16 protein-coding genes are annotated in these 23,325 nt (G+C 73.3%); 7 read left to right on the forward strand and 9 right to left on the reverse strand.

Translation table 11 applies throughout. From position 1 onward, the window contains the following. Positions 1-129 precede the first annotated feature (129 nt). The gene (locus ROT00_RS03360; RefSeq protein WP_404772302.1) at positions 130-747 is read left to right on the forward strand and encodes a hypothetical protein; all 618 of its coding nucleotides are present in this window, start codon (positions 130-132) and stop codon (positions 745-747) included. Continuing rightward, positions 747-1,490, forward strand: a complete 744-nt coding sequence (locus ROT00_RS03365; protein ID WP_404772303.1) for a hypothetical protein — start codon at positions 747-749, stop codon at positions 1,488-1,490. The genes ROT00_RS03360 and ROT00_RS03365 overlap by 1 nt, the downstream gene beginning before the upstream one ends. 76 nt (positions 1,491-1,566) lie before the next feature. On the opposite strand, the gene ROT00_RS03370 is transcribed toward ROT00_RS03365, so the two are convergent. The 3 genes from ROT00_RS03370 to ROT00_RS03380 all read right to left on the reverse strand — a co-directional run bounded on the left by ROT00_RS03370 (position 1,567) and on the right by ROT00_RS03380 (position 7,704). Further along, entirely contained in the window at positions 1,567-2,175 is a 609-nt protein-coding gene (locus ROT00_RS03370) for an FHA domain-containing protein (protein WP_404772305.1), read from the reverse strand. A gap of 80 nt (positions 2,176-2,255) precedes the next feature. Then, entirely contained in the window at positions 2,256-6,587 is a 4,332-nt protein-coding gene (locus ROT00_RS03375; RefSeq protein ID WP_404772306.1) for an FtsK/SpoIIIE domain-containing protein, read from the reverse strand. A 22-nt stretch (positions 6,588-6,609) separates the two neighbouring features. Continuing rightward, entirely contained in the window at positions 6,610-7,704 is a 1,095-nt protein-coding gene (locus ROT00_RS03380; RefSeq protein WP_404772308.1) for a hypothetical protein, read from the reverse strand. Between the two features lie 123 nt (positions 7,705-7,827). On the opposite strand from ROT00_RS03380, the gene ROT00_RS03385 reads away from it, so the two are divergent. Then, positions 7,828-8,373: a hypothetical protein gene (locus tag ROT00_RS03385; protein WP_404772310.1), complete on the forward strand. Its 546-nt coding sequence runs from the start codon at positions 7,828-7,830 to the stop codon at positions 8,371-8,373. Then, positions 8,370-9,140: a hypothetical protein gene (locus ROT00_RS03390; protein ID WP_404772311.1), complete on the forward strand. Its 771-nt coding sequence runs from the start codon at positions 8,370-8,372 to the stop codon at positions 9,138-9,140. Before ROT00_RS03385 ends, ROT00_RS03390 begins: the two co-directional genes overlap by 4 nt. Positions 9,141-9,156: 16 nt before the next feature. Here ROT00_RS03390 and ROT00_RS03395 read toward each other — a convergent pair whose 3' ends face one another. The 3 genes from ROT00_RS03395 to rpoB all read right to left on the reverse strand — a co-directional run bounded on the left by ROT00_RS03395 (position 9,157) and on the right by rpoB (position 17,876). Next, positions 9,157-10,257, reverse strand: coding sequence for a hypothetical protein (locus ROT00_RS03395; RefSeq protein WP_404772313.1), 1,101 nt, complete (start codon positions 10,255-10,257; stop codon positions 9,157-9,159). Positions 10,258-10,446: 189 nt separating this feature from the next. Then, on the reverse strand, positions 10,447-14,343 hold the full coding sequence (gene rpoC, locus ROT00_RS03400) for a DNA-directed RNA polymerase subunit beta' (RefSeq protein WP_404772315.1): 3,897 nt from the start codon (positions 14,341-14,343) through the stop codon (positions 10,447-10,449). Positions 14,344-14,384: 41 nt separating this feature from the next. Further along, complete coding sequence (gene rpoB / locus ROT00_RS03405; RefSeq protein WP_404772317.1) at positions 14,385-17,876, reverse strand: DNA-directed RNA polymerase subunit beta; 3,492 nt, start codon at positions 17,874-17,876, stop codon at positions 14,385-14,387. 337 nt (positions 17,877-18,213) lie between these two features. On the opposite strand from rpoB, the gene ROT00_RS03410 reads away from it, so the two are divergent. The 3 genes from ROT00_RS03410 to ROT00_RS03420 all read left to right on the forward strand — a co-directional run bounded on the left by ROT00_RS03410 (position 18,214) and on the right by ROT00_RS03420 (position 20,827). Then, the gene (locus ROT00_RS03410) at positions 18,214-19,113 is read left to right on the forward strand and encodes a hypothetical protein (protein WP_404772318.1); all 900 of its coding nucleotides are present in this window, start codon (positions 18,214-18,216) and stop codon (positions 19,111-19,113) included. A 14-nt stretch (positions 19,114-19,127) separates the two neighbouring features. Continuing rightward, the gene (locus ROT00_RS03415; RefSeq protein ID WP_404772320.1) at positions 19,128-19,889 is read left to right on the forward strand and encodes a spermidine synthase; all 762 of its coding nucleotides are present in this window, start codon (positions 19,128-19,130) and stop codon (positions 19,887-19,889) included. 71 nt (positions 19,890-19,960) lie between these two features. Next, the gene (locus ROT00_RS03420) at positions 19,961-20,827 is read left to right on the forward strand and encodes a spermidine synthase (protein WP_404772321.1); all 867 of its coding nucleotides are present in this window, start codon (positions 19,961-19,963) and stop codon (positions 20,825-20,827) included. Positions 20,828-20,965: 138 nt separating this feature from the next. Here the strand turns inward: ROT00_RS03420 and ROT00_RS03425 are convergent, their stop codons facing one another. Genes ROT00_RS03425 through ROT00_RS03435 form a run of 3 tightly spaced genes read right to left on the reverse strand, consistent with a single transcriptional unit; the run spans position 20,966 to position 23,255 of the window. Next, the gene (locus ROT00_RS03425) at positions 20,966-21,829 is read right to left on the reverse strand and encodes a 5-oxoprolinase subunit C family protein (protein ID WP_404772323.1); all 864 of its coding nucleotides are present in this window, start codon (positions 21,827-21,829) and stop codon (positions 20,966-20,968) included. Continuing rightward, positions 21,826-22,497, reverse strand: coding sequence for a 5-oxoprolinase subunit B family protein (locus ROT00_RS03430; RefSeq protein WP_404772324.1), 672 nt, complete (start codon positions 22,495-22,497; stop codon positions 21,826-21,828). The genes ROT00_RS03425 and ROT00_RS03430 overlap by 4 nt, the downstream gene beginning before the upstream one ends. Then, positions 22,494-23,255 carry a LamB/YcsF family protein gene (locus tag ROT00_RS03435; RefSeq protein ID WP_404772326.1) on the reverse strand — a complete coding sequence of 254 codons (762 nt, stop codon included), beginning with the start codon at positions 23,253-23,255 and terminating at the stop codon, positions 22,494-22,496. Before ROT00_RS03435 ends, ROT00_RS03430 begins: the two co-directional genes overlap by 4 nt. Positions 23,256-23,325 lie beyond the last annotated feature (70 nt).

Genomic DNA, 23,325 nt, shown 5'->3' on the forward strand with positions numbered 1-23,325 from the left:
CGTTCCCGGCGCGTGCCTCACGTTACCCGGAGTCGGCGCGGATTCCGATGGGGAGAACTCCCCGTCCCGCGCTCCCCCGGACTGGGTACAGTCGTTCTCGTCGCTGTTCCCATCGCGAAAGGCCCCGCCGTGCGCCCCTCCGACGCCACTCTCGCCGCCCTCCCGGGGGAGTTCCGCTTCGCCCGATCGACGACGCGCACGGTGGTGTTCTCGGTGCTCGCGGCGCTCGCGCTCGCAGCCCTCGTGCTCGTCCTCGTGAACTTCGGTGCGATCCGCGACGACGCGAGCGAGATGACCGGGCGCCGCTCGGGGCTCCGCGGCGTGGTCGCGCCCGCGCTCGTCGTCATCACCGCGTTCTTCGCGGTGCTGTTCGCCTGGTTCGCGATCGGCGGCTCGCACCGCTGGATCCGGATCGACACGGGCACGCCCCTTTCGGGCCGCCACTTCGTCGCCGCGGGCGGCCGGGCGGAGGCCGAGGCGCTGCACGCCAGGTTCGCCACCGGCGACCCGGCGGCCTACCTGCCGGTGCCGAATCACAAGAAGGGCGACATCCGCCTCTCGATCTACCTCGTCGTGCCCGACCGCACCGCCTACGTCACCGTGCGGCTCGGGAAGGAGCCGGGCGCGACGGCCTGGCCGCTCATCACCCTCACCGATCGCGCGTACGTGCAGCTGAAGCGGCTCGGCACGGGCGACCTCGTGCGCCCCTCCGCCGGCGGCGTCGTCGACCCCTTCCTCCGCGGCTGATGACCGTCCCGGCCGGCCCGGTCCGCTTCGTCGCCCAGCCCGACCGGGCCAAGGCGGCCTCGGTGCCGCGCTGGAACCGCGGCTTCATCACGACCGGGGCGGTGCTCCTCGGCGTCGCCGCCGCGGGCGTCGTCGCCCTCCTCGCCACGGGCTTCGGCAGCTGGTTCACGATCGGCCTCGTGGTGGTCTTCGGGCTCGCGGCGGGGGGCCTCCTCCTCACGAGCGTCCTGCGGGGACGGATGCTGCGCCTGCTGCTCGCCCCCGGCGCGCCCGTGCTCGTGGTCACCGGTACGGGGATCTCGACGGGCGGTCTGCCCGAGATCCCGTGGTCGGAGCTCGCCTTCATCGGCGTGCTGAACGACCGCCCGCGCACGGCCAGGCTCCGCTCGGTGCCGATCTTCGGGCAGGCGGGCGGGCTCGCCCTGCGGGCCGGCAACGGCACGGTGCTGTGCGAGCTCGGCGTGCGCGACGGGGAGGCGCTGCGCGCCCGGACGCCCGATCGGGGCGCCGCCTCGCGCATCGGGCTCTACGGCCGCTGGCCCGACGGCGCCAGGCGCGGGCTCGTGCCGCTGCTGATGGACGCCGTGCTCGCGGACGATGTCGCCGCCACCGCGGTGCAGCTGCTCCTGGCCGAGGCATCCGCCCGCGGCATCCCGCACGCGCTCTTCGAGCAGGCGCTGCCGTTCACCGCGTGGAAGGGCCCGCTGCTCGACCCGGCCTGGCCGGGCGCCGAGCAGGGCTGAGCGGGCCGGCCGCGGACCGCGAGGAGCGGCTCCGGCCGCCCGGGTCTCGGGCCCTGCGGCTCCGGCCCCCTGGGTCTCAGGCCGCCTGGATGACGAAGCTCAGGTCGCCGAGCCAGACCGTGTCGCCGACGGCGGCGGGCACCCGGGTGCCCGCGCTCTCGAGCTCGATCTCCCGGCCGCCGCGCTCGAGGCGCGAGCCGTTCGCCGAACCGGCGTCGCCGACCGTGATGCCCCCGCCCGAGACCTCGAGGAAGAGGTGCACGCGCGAGACGGAGCGGGTGTCGTCGAGCACCTCGACGGCGCGGGCGCCCATCGCGAGCGCGGTGTCGGCGGGCTTCCGGCCGACGACCGCGGAGCCCTCCACCACGACGCGCTGCCCGGTGGAGAACAGCAGCTCGACGCGATCGACGGCGGCCGGTGCCGCGGTGGGCGGCGCGGGCATCGTCTCGACGCGGGGCGTCTGCTGCCACGGCAGCGAGCGCGGCAGCGGCACCGGCTCGACCGGGGCGGCCTGCGTCGGCGTCTGCACCACCGGCGCCGCGCTCGGCGTCGGCTTCGCCCCGGCGAAGGGCGCGGGGACGGGCGGGGCGCTCTGGGACTGCGGGATCAGCTGACCGCACGAGAGGCAGTACATGCTGTTCGGCTCCAGCGTCGCATCGCAGTACGCGCAGCGGGCAGAGGCCACTCGGATCATCCCCTTCTCGACGGGCTCGGGCCCGATTCCCCCGGGTCCAGCCCGGCCAGTCTACGTGCGCCGGAGGGCGCCTACTGCCGGATGTCCGGCACGCGCACCGGCAGCCAGCCGCCGGGCGTCGTCAGCACCGCCGATCCCGGGGTGCCGCGACCGAGCATGAACTTCGGGATCGGCGTGCCGATCGCCTGCGTGCCCATGATCGTCGACTCCGGCCGGAGCGCGAGCGCCCGGCGCGAGCGCTTCGCCTCGACGACGGGCCCGCCGAACAGCGTCGACAGCGACTCGGAGTCGGCCGCGACGATGAACGTCGCCCGGTGCTTCGCCCCGGTGAGCGCGTGCTCGAGGGGCGCGTTCTTGTACTGCTCGGCGTCGTCGACGACCACGGTGACGTGCTCGCCCGCCGCGTCGAGGATCGGGTCGAGCTCGGCGGGCGTGAGGTCGCCGCCGGGCACGACCGGGATGCCGTGGGCGCCGGCCACCTCGGTGAGGATCGACTCCCGACCGGACACGACGACGAGCGGCGTCTTCCGCCAGGCGAGCTGGTGCACGATCGCCGCGAGCGCCGAGGAGCGCCCCGACTTCCGGGCTCCCGTGACGAGGAAGCCGCCGTCGGCGGGCCAATCGAGGGTGAACTTCGACAGCAGGTCGCCGCCCACCGCGACGACGGGGCCGTCGGCCGGACCCGAGTCGCCGAGCGGCAGCTCGTAGGCGGCCGTGAGCGCGTAGTGGCCGGGCAGCGGGTCGACCCGGAACGGCGCGGGCAGCGACTGCAGCTGCGGGAACTGGTCGTAGTGGTCGCGCACCTGCTCGACGATGCGCCGGAGGGCGGTGGTCTGCGCCTCGCCGCTCGTGTCGCGGCTCAGCACCGCGAGCTGCGCCTCGGCCCCCGCGGCGCCGAACAGCACCCGGCCGGGGGCGAGGTCGAGCGGGATGTCGCGGGCGAGGATGCCGGCCGTGCGGTAGTCGGCGATGTCGCGCATCGGCAGCACGTACTGCTCGTCGATGAACGCGACGACCTTGTCGCCCGTGATGCCCCGGTCGCCCGTGAGCAGCACTCGGACGCCGACCGCGGGCCCCTCGCGGAGCACCCGCATGAACTGGTCGCGGAAGGTCACGAGCTGGTCGGGGTTCATCGTCGAGAGCATCCGCTCCCAACCGTCGACCGCGACGATCGCGTACGGCAGCCGCGTCTCCGGGGTCGACTGCGCGCGCTGCTCGGAGATGTGCCCGACGCCGGAGGCCGAGAGCACCGCCTGGCGGCGGCCGAGCTCCTCCAGCAGCCGCTGCACGAGCCGCGGCAGCCGGTCGGAGTCGAGCTGGGTGACCACGGCGCCCGTGTGCGGGGCGTCGACGAGGGGCAGCAGCGCCCCGTTGCCGAAGTCGATGACGTAGAGGTGGAGGTCGGCGGGCGAGAACTCCTGCACGAGCTGGCCGAGCATGGTGCGCAGCGCGGTCGTGCGGCCCGACATGGCGCCGCCGAGGAAGAGCACGTGCGAGCCCTCGTCGACGCGCCAGGTGAGGCTCCGCTGCGACTGCTCGCCCGGGACGTCCTCGAGGCCGAGCACGATCGCCTGCTCGGGGATCGGCTCGTCCTGGAACTTCTCGAGCGGCAGCACCGCCGGCAGCGGCATGAGCCACGGCGAGGGGTTCTTCGGCACGCCGAGCTGCACGGTCGCCGCCGTGATGAGGTTCACGATGGCGCGGAGGTCGGTGTCGTCGTGGTCGGTGTTCTGCGCCTGCGTGGAGACCGCCTTCGGGTAGCGCACGGGGTAGCCGAGCTCGTCCCACTCGAGCGGCGCCTTCCGCGGCAGCACCTTGACCTGGCGCTGCACGCCCGGCCGGATGCCCGCGACGCGGGCCGTCTGGAAGGGCGCGGGCGCCGAGGCCGGCCCGGTGCGCACGTAGCCGCGCCCCGGGGTCGACGCGCTGATGAGCGCCGCCTCGCCGGAGCCGAGGATGTCGGAGGAGTCCGCGCGGTCGGTCACGCGGAGCGCGACGCGGAGGTTGATGTTCGACTGCATCTCCGGCGTCACGACGCCGGAGGGCCGCTGCGTCGCGAGCACGAGGTTCACGCCGAGCGAGCGGCCGACGCGGGCGATGCGGACGAGACCGTCGATGAACTCCGGCAGCTCGGTGCGCAGCTCGGCGAACTCGTCGATGACGATCATGAGCCGCGCGAGCCCGCGACGGGCGGCCGTGTCGGCGTCCTTCGCCCACGCGGCGTCCACGTCCTTCGCGCTCATGTCGCGGAGCACCTTCTCGCGGCGCTTCAGCTCCGCGTCGAGCGAGGCGAGGGCGCGCTCCGTCTCCCGCGCGTCGAGGTTCGTCACCATGCCGACCGTGTGCGGCAGCCGCTCGCAGTCGGCGAACGCCGAGCCGCCCTTGTAGTCGACGAGCACGAAGTTCAGGGCGTCGGGGCGGTTCGCCATGGCGAGGCTCACGACGAGCGCCTGCAGGAACTCCGACTTGCCGGAGCCGGTGGTGCCGGCGACGAGCGCGTGGGGGCCGTCGCGGGAGATGTCGATCGCGAACTCGCCCTCCCCCGTCGCCCCGACGACGACGAAGGTGTTGCGCGGATGGGTCGACCAGCGGCGCACGAGCGGCTCCGGGTCGTCGAGGTCGAGCTTCATCAGCTCGGCGAAGCGCACCGCCGTCGGCAGCATCGCGTCGTCGCCGACGCCGCTCACGTGCCGGAGCGAGCAGAGGCTCCGGGCGAGGCGCTCGCACTGCGCGGTCGACAGGCCGTCGACGAGCACGATCGGCCAGTACTCGGCGCCCGTCTCGACCCGGGCCATGGCGGGATCGCCGTGGTCGATCGCGACGACGCTCTTCGCCTCCTCGGGGAGCCGCGCGCGTTCGGAATCGAGCGCGACGACGTGGATGCCGTGGGCCGCGCCGTGCTCGAGGAGCGGCACCATGCCCGGGAGCATGCGGTACTCGCGCGCGCCGTCGACGACGACGAGCACGTCGCTCGGCGGCTCGGCGCCGCGCTGGCCCGCGAGCCGCATGCGCTGCTCGAGGAGCACCCCGAGCTCCCGCACCCGCTCGCGGCGGGTGTCGTCGGTGTTGCCGATCGCGGCGGCCGCGCCGCCCGCCGCGGCGTGCGGGAGCCACTGCACCCAGGACCAGTCGGGCGCCGCGTCGTCGGGGCAGACGACGACGAGCTCCGCGTCCCGCGGCGAGCGGAGCGTCGCCCAGCTGGCGACGACGGAGCGGGCGACGGAGCGCACGGCGTCGCGGGGGCCGGCGATGCCGAGGGGGCCGTTCCGCAGTTCGGCGGCGACCGGGGCGGGCGAGACGCCGACCCGGCGCGCCTCGCCGCGGTCGCGGCCGCCGCCCTCGAAGCGCACGTCGAGGGCGACCTCGGCGACCCCGACCCGCATCGAGAGGGCGTCGGTGTCGCTCCGGCGCCGCTCCCAGAGCCGGGCGAGGGGGCGGGTCGCGATGTCGAGGACCACGACGGGGTCGGGCAGGCGGTACCAGCGCTCGATGCGCTGCCGCCGGGCGAGCTCGTCGATGCGCCGCTCGGCGAGGCGCACCTCCTCGATCCACTGCTGCTCGGTCTTCACGCCCTTCTTCTTCGCGAGCTTCCGGTTCGTGAGGAAGGAACCGACGACCATGATCGGGCTCGCGGCGGCCATCAGCAGCATGATCGGCCGGCCGAAGACGACCGCCATCGTGACGCCGAGGACGACCGGGATGATCGCCGAGAGCCAGGGCAGCGGCGACTGGTCGGGGTCCTCGGGCCGGTCGCCCGGGAGCGGCACGACCGGCTGCTCGGCCGCGGGGCGGATGCGGGAGGGCCGGTTGAAGCCCCGGGCGCCGAGCGCGTCGCGGATGAGGTCGGCGTCGGCGGCCGGCGCGACGCCGAGCCGGAGCACGCTGCTGCCGAGCTGCACGAGGTCGGCGGGCACGATCGGGGTCGCCTCCTCGATCGGCTGCCCGTTCACCCAGACCGCGGCGCCGGGCGCCGGCTCGACGGTCGCGCCGAGCGGCGCCGGGCGCCCGTCGGCCGCGCTGCCGTCGCTGATCGTGAGCGAGGCGTGGGTGGGCTGCAGGGCGTGGTCGGCGATGACGAGGGTGCAGCCGGGATCGCTGCCGACCGTGACGCGCGACCCGCGGGACACGGGCACGGTCTCACCGGCGAAGGGGCCGCCGACGAGCTCGAGCCGGAGCGTGCCCGGCTGCAGCGACTCGTCGCCGCCCGCGGGCAGGGTCGCCCCGGACAGGAGCGTGCTCTCGGCGAGGGGCGCCGAGGCCCCCGCGAGCGGGTCGAGCGCCTCGCTCGGCAGGCCGAGCGACTCGGCGACCTCGCCGACCGTGGTCGCCTCGTCGACGTCGAGCGCCCAGCTTCCCGCGGCGTCGGCGCTCGCCGTCCGGTCGATCGTGAGTCTCAGGCTCATGGCGTCCGCCTCCAGCGACTGGTCATCGGGCCCCCACGCGATCGAGGGTGCCGAGGAGCGGGGCGAGCAGGCCGCTCGCCCCCGTGTGGTCTTCGACGGGCCGGCGGGGCGCGATCGCGCTCGCGACGCCCTGCTTGCCCTGCTTCGACTTCGCGATCGGCGCGGTGCCCGGGCGGAGCGCGCCCGCCTCGGCATCCGCGTCGGCGTCCGCCGGGACGAGCGTGACGGAGGCGAGCGCCTGCTCGCCGCCCGTGCTCGCCACCTGCACGGCGAACTGGTCGACGCCGCCGTCGCCCTGGTAGCCGATCGTGCCGTCGGCCTCGCAGCGTACCTGCCCGCGGATGGCCGTACCGCAGCCGACGAGCACCAGCTCGTCGCCGCCCAGGGCGAACGCCAGCTCCTCGAGCGACAGCTCGGCGCCGTCGTCGTCGAGCCCGACGACGAGGTCGCTCGTGACGAGCGGGGCGCCGACGCCCCGGACGACGGATGCCTGCACGACGCCCTCCGGCGACCAGGTGCCGTAGTCGTCGGCGAAGCGGAAGACGAGTTCGGCCGGGCCGGTGTAGCCCTCGGCCGCGCGGAACACGAGGTGCGTCGGGGTCGCCCAGAGCGAGCCGGCCTGGGCGGGGTGCACCGCGACCGCGCGCAGCCGGCCGCCCGCGTCGCAGACCGCGCACTCGACGCCGAGCTCGGAGACGGGCAGGCGCAGCAGGGCTCCGGCGGTCGCCGGCCGAACGGTTCGGCCCGGCTCGGCGCTCGGCGTCTCGGGGCCCTCGAGGCGCACCCGGTACTCGGCGACGGTCGTGATGCGCCCGTCGCTGAGCGGGACGCGGACGACGGTGGTCGGCGCCTCCGGGTCGTAGTCGGGGGCGGCGAGCGAGATGCTCCGCTCGTCGCAGCCGACGACGAGCGGGCCCGCCTCGCGCGGCATCCCGCAGTCGGTGATCCGCCACGGCGCGGCGATGTCGATCGTCGTCGAGCCGCGGTAGGGGATGGCGACGTCGCCGGACCCCGCGCCGGCCGGTGCGCCGTCGGCGGCGACCGCCGGCGCGCCGAGGGCGAGCGAGGCCGCGACCGCGAGCGCGGCGGCTCCCGGCCGTCGTGTCGTGCCGCCCACTCCGCTCCCCCTCCTCGCGTGCCCCGTTCGGGGCAGGCGCACCGATATAGCATGGTACGCGGTCGCGCGACCGGGCCGGCCCCGCTGCGCCGCACCGACACGTTCGACCCCGAGGGAGCCGACATGACCGACCGCACGCCGCCGCCCGCCGCGACGGCCCCGGGCGCGCTCGCCCCGGGCCGCACCGCGCAGCTCGCCGGCGGCGCACGCGCGCTCGGCAGCGGCACCTCCGTGCTCCCCGAGCTCGCCGACGCGCCGCCGCGTACCCGGCGGTGGTGGCTGCACCCGGCCTTCCTCGTCTCCGTCGGCCTCACCTTCCTCGCCCTCGCGGGCGCGCTCGCCTGGTGGATCGTCTCGATGGCGACCGACTCGAGCGTGCGCGTCGAGGGGCTCTCGGCGTCCGTCGAGTCCGGCAACCTGCGCCTCGACTGGTCGGGCCCCGACGCCGACTACCAGCTCTTCGTCGTGGGCGGTGACGGCGAGACGGCCGACCTCAGCGGGTTGGTCCGCGGCACCGAGGCCTGGATCCCCGCCGCCGCAGGCCTCTACGACGACCGCAGCTGCTTCGTCGTCCGCCCCGGCGGCATCGACGCGGAGGTCTCCCTCGACGCGGCGACGCTCTCCGGTCAGCGCGGCGCCGGCGTCTGCGCGGCGGACGCCGCATCGTGAGCCCGACCGGCGGTGCGCCCGGCCCGGCTCGCCGCCGCGGCATCCGCGCCGCCCTGCTGCTCGTCCCGGCCCTGCTCCTCGCCGGCTGCTCGGCCGCGCCCCCGCTGCCGACCGCCCCGCCGGGCATCGACGTCGAGTCGTTCGACGGTTCGAGCGGCAATGGGCTCTGGCTCGTGCCCCCGGCCGAGCTCTCCGCGCGCATCCTCGACGCGGTCCGCGCCGGCGGTCCGGTCGCCATGTCGGGCACCGTGCACGAGTTCGTGCCCTCGGAGGAGGGCGAGCTGCTCCCCGGCCGCACGATCACCGTCGACTACGCGGGACGTGCCGGCGCCTTCCGGGCCGAGCTCGGCGCCGGCGGGGTGCGGACGACCCTCCTCGTCGACGAGGGGCGCACCGCCGTGCGCGGCAACCCGGCCTTCGCGGACGCGAACGCGCGTCCGGAGCTCGTGGAGGGGGTGTGCACCGTCGGCGACGACCCGGCGGTGGCGCAATGGGCGCCGTTCACCGATCCGGAGGCGCTGCTCGGCGCCGTGCTGACCGGCGCGGAGCTCTCCGTCGCGGCACCGAGCGGCGACGGCGAGACGCTCGCCGTGCAGATCGGGGCGAGCGACAGCCGCGCCGGCGTGCTGATCGTCGAGCGCTACGGGCCGCCGCTCCCCCGCTCCCTGAGCCTCGCCGAGACCGACGGCGACGCCGAGCTCGGCTTCGCCGACTGGGGCGCCGAAGTCGAGCTCGGCGCGACGGCGGCCGAACTCGGCTGCGAGTAGACCGCCGTCATCCGCCTCAGCGGAACTGCGCCTGCGGACCCGCCGCGATCTCCCGGTCGTACGCCTCGAGCGCGAGCCGGTTGCGCTCCGTGACCTTGCGACCGCGCGCCGCGATCCAGCCGCCGAGCCAGATCGGGATCTCGCGGGCGATGACCGCCGCGACGATCGCGAAGGGATCGAGCCAGCGCTGCGCGACGAAGCCCGGCACGTCGCTCGGGGTGATCGTCCACGCCACCGACCAGAGCGCCCCGCCGACGTAGGAGAAGTACACGGCGACCGCGACGAGGAGACCGAAGACGGCGTACGTCCACCAGGCGCCCTTGTTCACGATCGCGGCGAGCAGCGCGAAACCGAGGAAGAAGACCGCCACCGGCACCCAGAACAGCTGCTTCGCGGCGAACTGCGTGAGCTGCTCGGTCGCCGAGCCCGCATCGCCCTGGCTGAGCAGGAGGAGGTAGGCGGCCCCGAGGTAGAGCGCGGCGAACAGCACCGTGCCGATGAGCGCCACGAGGATGCCGAAGCCGCGGTTGCCCTTCGCCTTCGGCGGCTCCGGGGCCTGCACGTAGACGGTCTGCGGGCCGGCCGCGGGGAAGGCGGGCTCGGGCGCGAGGGTCGCGGCGCCGGCCGCGGCACCCGCCGCCGCACCGGCCGGGACGTAGGTCTCGCGCCGCACCGCGTCGGCCGCCACGGGCTCGGGCAGCGGCTCGTCGGCGTCGGCCCCGCCGGGGACCACGCCGGCGCGCTGCACGGCGGCGTCGAGCCGCGCGTTCGCGTCGAGCTCCTCCGTACGCGGCTCCTCCTCGATGACCCCGGGGGCCTCGCCGAGGGCGGAGGTGGCGGACTCGGCCGGGGCCGCGGAGTCGGCAGGAAGCGCGGATGCGTCGGGAGCCGCGGATGCGTCGGCAGCCGCGGGTGCGTCGGGAGCCGCAGGTGCGTCGGCAGCCGGCCGGGGCTCGACCGCGACGGGCTCGGGGAGCACCGCGGTCGGGTGCTCCGTGTCCGCGCCCGCGTCGGGCGACGAGGGCTCGCCCGCCGCGGTGGCCGCCTCGGCGGCGGACCGCGTCCCGGCATCCTCGTTCGCGCGCTGCTCGTCGTCTCCGGGAGTCGTGCTCGTCATGGTCTGCTCCTTCCGGGCACCCCGTGTGACCGATTCGGCTCATGCTAGCGCCGCGGGGCCGCCGCCCAGGGGAAGCGCGCGGGGCATCCGCCGGGTCCGGCGGTCTCGCCGCACCCGCCGGCTCCGCCGCCCGGGAACGCCGAAGGGCCCCGGATTCCTCCGGGGCCCTTCGGGTTCAGCGCGTCACGCTCAGCTGTAGTTGCCGGGCGTGAAGTCGTCGCTCGAGAACGCGTCGAAGTCGACGAAGCTGAGGTCGCCCTCGTTGAACGACGCGTCGTCGGCGAAGATGCGGTTCGGGTAGCGCTCCGCCTTCGCCTCCTCCGTCGCCTCGACCGTGACGTTGCGGTACTTCGCAAGGCCCGTGCCGGCGGGGATCAGCTTTCCGATGATCACGTTCTCCTTGAGGCCGACCAGCGGGTCGCTCTTGCCCTCCATGGCGGCCTGCGTGAGCACGCGGGTCGTCTCCTGGAAGGACGCGGCCGACAGCCACGACTCGGTTGCCAGCGAGGCCTTGGTGATACCCATGACCTCCTGACGCGCCGAGGCGGTCTTCTTGCCCTCGGTGAGCGTCGCACGGTTGATCTCGTTGTACTTCGAGCGGTCGACGAGCTCACCCGGCAGCAGGTCGGTGTCGCCGTGGTCGACGACGGTGACCTTGCGCAGCATCTGGCGCACGATGACCTCGATGTGCTTGTCGTGGATCGGCACGCCCTGCGAGCGGTACACGTCCTGCACGCCGTTCACCAGGTGCTTCTGCACCTCGCGCACGCCCTTGACCCGGAGGACCTCCTTCGGGTCGACCGTGCCGACGATGAGCTGCTGGCCGAGCTCGACGTGCTGCGCGTCCTCGACGAGCAGCGTCGAGCGCTTGAGCACGTTGTACGTGATCGGCTCGTCGCCGTTGTCGGGCGTCAGGATGACCTTGCGCTGCTTGTCGGTCTCGTCGATGGTGATGCGGCCCGGGGCCTCGACGATCGGCGACGCGCCCTTGGGGGTGCGGGCCTCGAAGAGCTCCTGCACGCGGGGCAGACCCTGCGTGATGTCGTCGGCCGAGGCCGAACCACCGGTGTGGAAGGTACGCATCGTGAGCTGGGTGCCCGGCTCGCCGATGGACTGCGCCGCGATGATGCCGACGGCCTCGCCGATGTCGACGAGCTTGCCCGTCGCGAGCGAACGGCCGTAGCACTTCGCGCAGACGCCGACCGCCGACTCGCAGGTGAGCACCGAGCGGACCTTGATGGACTCGACGCCCGCCGCGATCAGCTTGTCGATGAGCACGTCGCCCACGTCCTCGCCGGCCTCGGCGACGACCTCGCCCGCGGCGCTCACGGCGTCGGCTGCGAGCGACCGGGCGAACACGGAGTTCTCCACGTTCGGGTCGCGCACGAGCTCGCCCGAGGCGTCCGTGAGACCGATCGGCAGGTCGAGGCCCTTGCCGGTGCCGCAGTCGTCCTCGCGGATGATGACGTCCTGCGAGACGTCGACGAGACGACGGGTCAGGTAGCCGGAGTCCGCGGTGCGGAGCGCCGTGTCGGCCAGACCCTTACGGGCACCGTGGGTCGCGATGAAGTACTCGGCGACCGAGAGGCCCTCGCGGTACGAGGAGATGATCGGGCGAGGGATGATCTCACCCTTCGGGTTGTTCACCAGGCCTCGCATGCCGGCGATGTTGCGCACCTGCAGCCAGTTACCACGGGCGCCCGACGTCACCATGCGGTTGATGGTGTTGTCGGTCGGGAAGCTCTCCTGCATGGCCTTGGCGACCTCGTCGGTGGCCTTGGTCCAGATCTGGATGAGCTCCTGACGGCGCTCGAGGTCGGTGGTGAGACCCTTGTCGAACTGCGACTGCACCTTGGCGGCCTGCTTCTCGTACTTCGCCACGATCTCGCCCTTGCTCGGCGGCGTGATGATGTCCGAGAGCGCGACGGTCACGCCCGAACGGGTCGCCCAGCGGAAGCCGGCGTCCTTGATGCGGTCGAGGGTCGCGGCGACCTCCGTCTTCGGGTAGCGCTCGGCGAGGTCGTTGACGATCGCCGAGATCTGGCCCTTGCCGGCCTGCTTGTTGAAGTACGGGTAGTCGACGGGCAGCGCCTCGTTGAAGATCGCCCGGCCGAGCGTGGTCTCCAGCAGGAACGACTTGCCCTGCTCGAAGCCCTCCGGCTCCTGGCCCTCACCGAAGTGCAGGCCCTCGAGGCGGATCTTCACGACCGCACCGAGGTCGAGCTTGATGTCGCCCGGACGGTTCTGGTCGAAGGCGAGGATCGCCTCGGCGATCGACGAGAACGCGCGGCCCTCGCCGGCGGCGCCCGGCTTCTCGGTCGTCAGGTGGTGCAGGCCGATGATCATGTCTTGTGAGGGCAGGGTCACCGGACGGCCGTCCGACGGCTTCAGGATGTTGTTCGAGGCGAGCATGAGCACGCGGGCCTCGGCCTGGGCCTCGACCGACAGCGGCAGGTGGACGGCCATCTGGTCGCCGTCGAAGTCCGCGTTGAACGCGGCGCAGACGAGCGGGTGGAGCTGGATGGCCTTGCCCTCGACGAGCTGCGGCTCGAACGCCTGGATGCCGAGACGGTGCAGCGTGGGCGCACGGTTCAGCAGCACGGGGCGCTCGCGGATGATCTCCTCGAGCACGTCCCACACCTGCGGGCGCGAACGCTCGACCATGCGCTTGGCGGCCTTGATGTTCTGCGCGTGGCTGAGGTCGATGAGGCGCTTGATCACGAACGGCTTGAAGAGCTCGAGCGCCATCTGCTTGGGCAGACCGCACTGGTGCAGCTTCAGCTGCGGGCCGACGACGATGACCGAACGGCCCGAGTAGTCGACGCGCTTGCCGAGCAGGTTCTGACGGAAGCGACCCTGCTTGCCCTTCAGCATGTCGCTGAGGGACTTGAGGGCGCGGTTGCCGGTGCCCGTGACCGGGCGGCCGCGGCGGCCGTTGTCGAACAGCGCGTCGACGGCCTCCTGGAGCATCCGCTTCTCGTTGTTCACGATGATCTCGGGCGCGCCGAGGTCGAGCAGACGGCGGAGACGGTTGTTCCGGTTGATGACGCGACGGTAGAGGTCGTTCAGGTCGGAGGTCGCGAAGCGGCCGCCGTCGAGCTGGACCATCGGACGGAGCTCCGGCGGGATCACCGGGACCACGTCGAGCACCATCGCCGCCGGCGAGCTGCCGGTCTGGAGGAACGAGTTGACGACCTTCAGCCGTTTGATGGCGCGGATCTTCTTCTGACCCTTGCCCTCGGCGATCTGCAGGTGCAGGTCCTCGGCCTCGGCCGCGAGGTCGAACGAGAGCAGACGCTTCTTGATGGCCTCGGCGCCCATGTAGGCCTCGAAGTACATGCCGAAGCGGTCCTGCAGCTCGTGGAAGACCGAGTCCTCGGGCTTCAGCTCGCCGACCTTCAGCGTGCGGAAGTCCTCCCAGACGCGCTCGAGGTGCGCGATCTGCTCGTCGGCCGACTTGCGGACCTGCGTCATCTCCTTGTCGGCGGCGGCCTCGGCGCGCTTCTTGGCGTCGGACTTGGCGCCGTCGGCCTCGAGCTGCGCGAGCTCCTCCTCCTTGCGGGCCATGAGCGTCGCGATGCGGGCGTCGCGCTGGTCGCCGATGGTCTTGATCTCGAGCCGGAGCTCGTTCTCGAGGCCGGGCATGTCGGCGTGACGGCCGTCCTCGTCGACATCGATCACCATGTAGGCGGCGAAGTAGATGACCTTCTCGAGGTCCTTCGGCGCCATGTCGAGCAGGTAGCCGAGGCGCGAGGGCACGCCCTTGAAGTACCAGATGTGCGTCACCGGGGCGGCGAGCTCGATGTGGCCCATCCGCTCGCGGCGGACCGAGCTCTTCGTGACCTCGACCCCGCAGCGCTCGCAGACGATGCCCTTGAAGCGGACGCGCTTGTACTTGCCGCAGGCGCACTCCCAGTCGCGGGAGGGCCCGAAGATCTGCTCGCCGAAGAGCCCGTCCTTCTCGGGCTTCAGCGTGCGGTAGTTGATGGTCTCCGGCTTCTTGACCTCGCCGTAGGACCACTTGCGGATGTCCTCTGCGGTGGCCAGGCCGATACGAAGCTCATCGAACGTCGTTGCGTCGAGCAATTTCTCTCCTAGATTCCTGAAGTCGTTTCGTACCTGGCGGTTCAGATCTCGTCGATGTTCGACGACTCGAATCGCGCGGAGATGTTGATGCCGAGCTCCTCCGCTGCGCGGAAGGCCTCGTCATCGGTGTCGCGGAGCGAGACCGCCGTGCCGTCGGCCGAGAGCACCTCGACGTTCAGGCAGAGCGACTGCATCTCCTTCATGAGCACCTTGAACGACTCGGGGATGCCGGGCTCCTGGATGTTCTCGCCCTTGACGATCGCCTCGTAGACCTTGACGCGGCCGAGGATGTCGTCGGACTTGATCGTGAGGAGCTCCTGGAGGGCGTAGGCGGCGCCGTACGCCTCGAGCGCCCACACCTCCATCTCGCCGAAGCGCTGGCCGCCGAACTGCGCCTTTCCACCCAGCGGCTGCTGCGTGATCATCGAGTAGGGGCCGGTGGAGCGGGCGTGGATCTTGTCGTCCACGAGGTGGTGCAGCTTCAGGATGTACATGTAGCCGACCGAGACGGGGTACGGGAACGGCTCGCCCGAGCGGCCGTCGAACAGCTGGGTCTTGCCCGAGGAGTCGATGAGGCGCTCGCCGTCGCGGTTCGGCAGCGTCGAGTCGAGGAGACCGGCGATCTCCTCCTCGTGGGCGCCGTCGAACACCGGGGTGGCGACCTTCGTGCCGGGGGCGGCCTCGCGGGCGCCCGCGGGCAGGGTCTTCGCCCACTCGGGGGTGCCGTCGACCTTCCAGCCCTGCTTCGCGACCCAGCCGAGGTGGGTCTCGAGGACCTGGCCGAAGTTCATTCGACCCGGGATGCCGAGCGGGTTCAGCACGACGTCGACCGGCGTGCCGTCCGCGAGGAACGGCATGTCCTCGACCGGCAGGATCTTCGAGATGACGCCCTTGTTGCCGTGGCGGCCGGCGAGCTTGTCGCCCTCGGTGATCTTGCGCTTCTGGGCGATGTAGACGACCACGCGCTGGTTGACGCCCGAGCCGAGCTCGTCGTCGCCGTCCTGCGAGTCGAACACCTTCACGCCGATGATCGTGCCCTGCTCGCCGTGGGGCACCTTCAGGGAGGTGTCACGGACCTCGCGGCTCTTCTCGTTGAAGATCGCGCGGAGCAGGCGCTCCTCGGCGCTGAGCTCGGTCTCGCCCTTCGGCGTGACCTTGCCCACGAGGATGTCGCCGGGGCGGACCTCGGCACCGATGCGGATGATGCCGCGCTCGTCGAGGTCGGCGAGCAGATCGGGGCTGACGTTCGGCAGGTCGCGGGTGATCTCCTCCTTGCCGAGCTTGGTGTCGCGGGCGTCGACCTCGTACTCCTCGATGTGGATCGAGGAGAGGACGTCGTCCTTCACCAGGTTCTGGCTGAGGATGATCGCGTCCTCGAAGTTGTGGCCCTCCCACGGCATGAACGCCACGAGGAGGTTCTTGCCGAGCGCGAGCTCGCCGTTGTCGGTCGCGGGGCCGTCGGCGATGACCTCGCCGACCTCGACGCGCTCGCCGGCCGAGACCACGACGCGGTTGTTGTACGAGGTGCCCTGGTTCGAGCGGTCGAACTTGCGCAGGTAGTAGGTCTGCGTGCCGCCCTCGTCGAGCTGGACCGTGACGGAGTCGGCCGAGACCTCGGCGACGACGCCCGCACGGTCGGCGGTGATGACGTCACCGGCGTCGACGGCCGCGTAGCCCTCCATACCGGTGCCGACGAGCGGCGAGTCGCTGCGCAGCAGCGGCACGGCCTGGCGCTGCATGTTCGCACCCATGAGGGCGCGGTTCGCGTCGTCGTGCTCGAGGAACGGGATGAGCGAGGTGCCCACCGACACCATCTGGCGCGGGGAGACGTCCATGTAGCCGATCTCCGCGGCCGGGAACAGGTCGACCTCGCCGCCCTTCTTGCGGGCGAGCACGCGGTCCTCGACGAAGGAGCCGTCGGCCTTCAGCGGCGCGTTGGCCTGGGCGACGATGAAGTCGTCCTCCTCCGACGCGGTGAGGTAGTCGATCGTGTCGCTGACCTTGCCGTTCTCGACGCGGCGGTACGGCGTCTCGATGAAGCCGAACGAGTTGATCCGCGCGAAGGAGGCGAGCGAGCCGATGAGGCCGATGTTCGGGCCTTCCGGGGTCTCGATCGGGCACATGCGGCCGTAGTGCGAGGGGTGCACGTCGCGGACCTCGACGCCCGCGCGGTCGCGCGAGAGGCCGCCGGGGCCGAGCGCCGAGAGGCGGCGCTTGTGCGTGAGGCCGGCGAGCGGGTTGTTCTGGTCCATGAACTGCGACAGCTGCGAGGTGCCGAAGAACTCCTTGATCGCGGCGACGACGGGTCGCACGTTGATCAGGGTCTGCGGAGTGATCGCCTCGATGTCCTGCGTCGTCATGCGCTCGCGGACGACGCGCTCCATGCGGCTGAGGCCGGTGCGCACCTGGTTCTGGATGAGCTCGCCCACGGCGCGGATGCGACGGTTGCCGAAGTTGTCGATGTCGTCGACGTCGAGGCGGATGTCGACCGCCTTGCCGCCGCGGCGACCCGGCAGCGTCTCCCGGCCCTCGTGCAGCGCGACGAGGTACTTGATCGTCGCGACGATGTCGTCGACGGTCAGGACCGAGTCCGTCAGCGGGGCCTCGAGGCCGAGCTTCTGGTTGATCTTGTACCGGCCGACCTTCGCGAGGTCGTAGCGCTTCGGGTTGAAGTAGAAGTTGTCGAGGAGCGCGCGGGCGGCCTCGGCGGCGACCTGCTCTCCCGGACGGAGCTTGCGGTAGATGTCCTTCAGCGCCTCTTCCTTCGTGAGGATGTTGTCCTTCTCGAGGGTGAGGGCGATGGACTCGTAGCCGGCGAACTGCTCGAGGATCTCCTCGGACGTGAGGCCGAGGGCCTTCAGGAAGACGGTGACCGACTGCTTGCGCTTGCGGTCGATGCGGACGCCGACCTGGTCGCGCTTGTCGATCTCGAACTCGAGCCACGCACCGCGGCTCGGGATGACGCGAGCGGAGTAGATGTCCTTGTCGCTCGTCTTGTCGGGGGTGCGCTCGAAGTAGACGCCCGGCGAGCGGACGAGCTGCGAGACGACGACGCGCTCGGTGCCGTTGATCACGAAGGTGCCGCGGGCGGTCATCAGCGGGAAGTCGCCCATGAACACCGTCTGGGTCTTGATCTCGCCCGTGAGGTGGTTCATGAACTCGGCGTTCACGTAGAGCGGCGCGGAGTAGGTCTTGCCCTTCTCCTTGCACTCGTCGATCGTGTACTTCGGCGGCTCGAGCTCAGGGTTCGTGAACGAGAGCTGCATGGTCTCGCCGAGGTCCTCGATCGGGGAGATCTCCTCGAAGATCTCCTCGAGGCCGGTGGCCTCCGGCAGGTCCTTCCGACCGTCGGCGACGGCCTGCTCGACGCGCGCCTTCCACGCGTCGTTGCCGACGAGCCAGTCGAAGCTCTCGGTCTGCAGGGCGAGCAGGTCGGGGACCGTCAGAGTGTCGGTGACCTTCGCGAACGAGAGGCGACTTGCCTCGCGTCCGTTTTTGGGGGTGGGCGTGGTCGCGTTGCGCGCAGCAGCCAAGGAAATGACCTCCATGGGCCCGTCGGCCCGGTTCATTGTCACAAGTGGAGAGTTGCCCCGAGACGTGTGCGGGAGTCGGTGATCGCGAGATCACGGACTACACGGAGCCGACCGCAATATGAAGGCAGAGTGGGTCTGGGAGCGCAAAGGTCAAGCATATGCGAGAAGACGCGCCATGTCCAGCCGGATTCTTGATTTCGTCGGAGAACTCCGGTATAACCGCGCGGTGCGGGTTCCGGATGCCCCGGCGAGGGAGTCGAATCGCCCGGGATTCCGGCCCGCTCCTCCCCCACGACGTCACCGGCGCTCCCTAGACTGACCGGCACGAGGAGGTGCCATGACCGAGCCAGGTGCCGTTCCCAGCCCGCCCGCCGCGCCGCCCGCCGCACCCTCCGCCCAGGAGCCGGCGCAGCATCCCGAGGCGCACCGGCCGCCCGGGGTCCGCGGGGCCCGCCGCGCCGCCGTCGTGGCGCTCGTCGTCTCGATCTCCATCACGGCGGTCGTCGGCATCGTGGTGCTGCTCACCGGCGACTTCGGCGAGGTGCAGGGGCGCGTCCTCACGACCACCCTCCTCGTCGCCGGCTTCAGCACCGTCGCGCTCTGCCACCTCGCCGTCGCGGGGCGCCCGGTGCGGGTCGTCGGCTTCGTCGGCCTCGCCGTCAGCGCGATCGCGCTCGTCATCGGCCTCGTGCTGATCTGGACGCCGTGGGACTCCTGGTCGGGCGGCTCCGGCGAGCTCTGGCGCTGGTTCGGCGTGACCGGCATCCTCGCCCTGAGCCTCGCGCACGCGAACCTGCTGCTGCTCCTCGCCGGCCGCCGGCACCCCTTCGTGCGCACCGCCATGGCGATCACGCTCGCCGCGATCGCCCTCGTCGCGCTCCTGCTCATCCTGCCGATCCTGAGCGACGGCGACATCCCCGGCGACACCGGCTGGGACGCGTACTGGCGCTGGTTCGGCGTGATCGCGATCGTCGACGCGCTCGGCACCGTCGTGCTGCCGGTCGTGGGGCTCCTGATCCGCGACCGGACGGCCGGGCCGGCCGCTCCGGCTGCACCGGCCGCAGCGCCCGTCGGGGCATCCGTCCCGCCCGCGCCCCCGGCCACGACGGCGCTCGACGCCCGCATCGCCGCCCTCGCCGCCGCGAGCGGGCTCGAGCGAGACGCGCTCCTCGCCGAGGCGCTCGACGCCTTCGAGGCGCGACGCGACGCGACGCCCCACGACGACGCCGATCGCTGAGCGGCCCCGCCGGCATGACGCGCATCGAGTTCGAACGCGACGTGTTCAGCAGCCACGGCTGGACGCTGCTCGTCGACGGCACGGCCCAGTCGCACGTCGACGCCGACGACCCCGGGCAGCTCTTCTTCGAGTACGTGCGCCGGATCGGGCACGTCGTCGACGCGATGGCGACCCCCGGCGCGCCGCTGCGCGTGCTCCACCTCGGCGGCGGCGCGCTGACGATCCCGCGCTACCTCGCCGCCACCCGGCCCGGCTCGGCCCAGCTCGTCGTCGAGCTCGACGCCGAACTCCTCGACCTCGTGCTCGAACGGATGCCCGCCCCGCCCGGCGTCGAGACCCGCGTCGCCGACGCCGCCGACGCCGTGCCGGCGCTGCGGGAGGCGGGCGCGGGCTTCGACCTCGTCGTGCTCGACCTCTACACCCGCCTCGAGCCGCCCGCCTTCGTCGCCGACCCCGCCTTCCAGGGCGAGCTGCTCGCACTCCTCGACCCCGCCGACGGGCCGCCGCTGCTCATCGCGAACGTCGCGGACGCCGCCGGGCTCGGCCGGCTCCGGGAGCAGGCTCGCGCCGTCGCCAGGGCGCGGCCCGGCATCGAGCTGCTCGTCGCCGGCGACGCGGCCGTGCTCGCCGGCACGGAGGAGGGCAACGCGGTGCTCGTCGCCGGCCCGTCGGGCATCCCGCCCGCCGTCGCCGAGCGGCTCGCCGCGCACGGCCCGCACCCCGGCGCCGTCCTCGAACGCGACCGCCTCGACGCCGTGCTCTTCGGCGGCTGCTGAGCGCACCGCCGGGGCTGCCACCGCCACCGCAGCCGCAGCCGCAGCCGCAGCCGCCGGAGTAGCGTGGAGCCGTGCCCCACCCCGTCGATCCGCCGCTCGAACGCCGCCTCTCCGCGAGCGGCCACCTCGCGAAGCTCGAGGAGTCGCGCAGCGCGCCCGGATCCTGGACCCTCTACGTCGACGGCACCCCGCAGTCGCACGTCGAGCTCGGTCGGCCCGAGTGGCTCGGCTTCGAGTACGTGCGCCGGATCGGGCACGCGATCGACCTCGTCCGCCCGGAAGGCGAGCCGATCACGGCGCTGCACCTCGGCGGCGGCGCGCTCACCCTGCCCCGCTACGTCATCGCCACCAGGCCGGGCTCCCGCCAGCAGGTGATCGAGCTGGAGTCGGAGCTCGTCGAGCTCGTCCGCGAGGTGCTGCCGCTCCCCCGCGGTGCGCAGCTGCGGGTGCGCCACGGCGACGCCCGCGCGGTGCTGCAGAAGCTGCCCGCCGGTCTCGACGGCGCCGTCGACCTCGCCGTCGTCGACATCTTCTCCGGTGCGCGCACCCCCGCGCACGTGACGAGCACCGAGTTCTACGGGCTGCTCCGCCCTCGGCTCGCGCCCGGCGGCATCGTCGCGGCGAACGTCGCCGACGGGGCCGGGCTCGCGTTCGCGCGGACCCAGGCCGCGACCCTCGCCCACGTCTTCGGCCACGTCGCGCTCGCCGCCGACCCCTCGATGCTGAAGGGCCGCCGCTTCGGCAACGTCGTGATGTACGCGAGCGACGCCGAGCTGCCGTTCGGCGAGCTGCCGCGCCGGCTCGCGAGCGATCCGGCGCCCGCGAAGCTCATCGACGGCGAGGAGCTGCGCCGCTTCATCGCCGGCGCACCGGTGGTGACGGATGCCACGGCGGTGCCGAGCCCGCCGCCGGCGCGTTCGGTCTTCCTGGCCAAGTAGCCTCCCCGCTCCCTTGCTCCTTCCCACAACTCAGGAAGAACCCGACCGGCATCCCTGTGCCGCCACCGATCGCTGATCGGCTCGAGGCGCATATTGGCCGGATGTTCCTGAGTTGTGTCAGGCGGGAGGGAGGGGGGGTCAGCGGGCGTGGCGGAAGCGCACGGGCTGGCCCGGCCGGAGCTGCGCGACCGCGTCGAGCGAGGCGGGCGCGACGATCGCGACGACGGGGTACCCGCCCGTGACCGGCCGGTCGGGCCCGAGGATCGTCGGCTGCCCCGAGGTCGAGACCTGGATCGAGCCGGGAACGGTCCCCTCGCTCGCGAGCTCCCCTCCGACGAGCCGTTCGAGCGCCGGCCCGTCGAGCCGGGTGCCGACCCGGTCTGCGGCGGCCGAGGCCCGCCACTCCGCGTCGAAGAGAAGCGTCCGCGCGGCGTCGGTGAACCAGTCGCTCCGGGGCCCGGGCAGCAGTTCGAGCACGACCGGGCCGTCGGCGGGGGCGAACGCCGCCTCGCGATCGAGGAGGGCGACGGGCGCCTGCGGCTCCGCCCCGACAGGCAGCACGTCGCCGGCGAGCACCGGGGCCGGGCCGAGGCCCGCGAGCGTGTCGCGCGAGCGGGAGCCGAGCACCTCGGGCACCGCGATCCCGCCGCGCACCCCGAGGACGTAGCGGAGCCCGTGCTCGGCGGGACGCAGCTCCAGCTCGGCCCCGGCGGGCAGCAGCACCGCGCGGGCCGGGGCGATCTCGGCGCCGTCGACGAGCAGTGCGCCGCGCGCGCCGGCCACCGCGATCCAGACGTCGGCGTCGGCGACGGCCCGGAAGCCGCCGAGCAGCACTTCGAGCGCGGCGGCCTCCGGCGGGTTCCCGACGAGCCGGTTCACGAGCGCGAGCGCGCCCCGGTCGGCGGCGCCGGAGCGGCCGACGCCGAGGCGGGCGAGGCCCGGGCGGCCGAGATCCTCGACGAAGCAGGAGGCGCCCGGTGCGCGCACGTGCAGCGCGGTCACGAGGACGCCTCGCGGAAGCGCACGCGCGCGCCGGGGACGAGGAGCGTCGGCGGTGCGGCCTGCTCGTCCCAGAGCACCGCCCCGGTCCGGCCGATGAGGCGCCAGCCTCCGGGCGTCTCCCGCGGGTAGGCGCCCGTGTAGCCGTCGGCGAGCGCGATCGAGCCGGCGGGCACCCGGGTCCGGGGCGCGTCGAGCCGCGGCACCCGGTACGGCCAGTCCTCGCTCACGAGGTAGGCGAAGCCCGGAGCGAAGCCGATGAACGCGACCCGCCACTCGGCGGCGAGGTGCCTAGCCACGAGCTCCGCGGGATCGAGGCCGAGGAGCCGGGCGGTGCCGGGGAGGTCCTCGCCGTCGTAGCTGGCCTCGATGACGACGGTCCGCTCACCCGGGGCATCCGTCCCGGAGCCGCGCGCCGCCGCAGCCGCAGCATCCGCAGCGCCGCTCCCCGCCGTCCGCGCCGCCGCACGCCGCACCCAGCTCGCCGCCGTCTCGAGCGGGAGCTCGCGGTGATCGAGCGCGACGAGCACGGTGCGCGCGGCGGGCACGAGCTCGACGAGGCCGGCTGGCGGGTCGGCGGCGAGCGCCTCGTGCAGCGCGAGCACCTCGGCCTGCGAGCCGCACTCGACGAGGAGCGCGTCGGTGCCGCTCGGCAGCAGCCGCACGCTCATGCGAACGCCCGCACCGCGACGCCGGCGGACTCGAGCGCCGTGCGGACCCGCCGGGCGAGCTCGGGCGCGCCCGGGGTGTCGCCGTGCAGGCAGATCGAGTCGGGTGCGAGCTCGAGCGCGCCGCCGCCCGCGAGCGGCACCGCCCCCGTGGTCGCGAGGGCGACGGCCCGGGCGGCCACCTCGTCCGGCTCGGTGACGAGCGCTCCCGGTGCGCCGCGCGGGAGGAGGAGTCCGTCTGCGCCGTAGCCCCGGTCGGCGAAGGCCTCCCTGGCGAAGCGGAGCCCGGCGGCGCTCGCGGCGCGCTCGATCGCCCCGCCCGGCGCGCCGAGCACGGGCAGCGCCGGGTCGTAGCCGGCGAGCGCCTCGACGAACGCCGCGGCGGCCCGCTCGTCGGCGCCGAGCCGGTGGTAGAGCGCCCCGTGCGCCTTGACGTAGCGGACGCGGACGCCGGCGGCGCGCGCGAGGCCGTCGAGCGCGCCGAGCTGGTAGAGCAGCTCGGCCGCGAGCTCCTCGGGGGACGCGTCGAGCGCCCGCCGGCCGAAGCCCGCGAGATCGCGGTAGCCGGGGTGGGCGCCGAGCGCGACGCCGTGGCGCGCCGCGAGCCCGACGCTGCGCCGCATGGTGAGCGGATCACCCGCGTGGAAGCCGCAGGCCACGTTCGCGCTCGTCACGAGCCCGAACATCGCCTCGTCGTCGCCGAGCCGCCACGCCCCGAACGACTCGCCGAGGTCGCAGTTCAGATCGATCGAGGCCGCCATGCCCCCATTCTGCCGCGGGCGGGCGTTGCCGCGCGGCCCCGCTGCCCGCAGACTGGTGCGGACGGCGTCG

It is taken from the genome of Agromyces mediolanus (genome assembly GCF_044917495.1).
GTDB classification, from domain to species: Bacteria; Actinomycetota; Actinomycetes; order Actinomycetales; family Microbacteriaceae; genus Agromyces; species Agromyces mediolanus_B.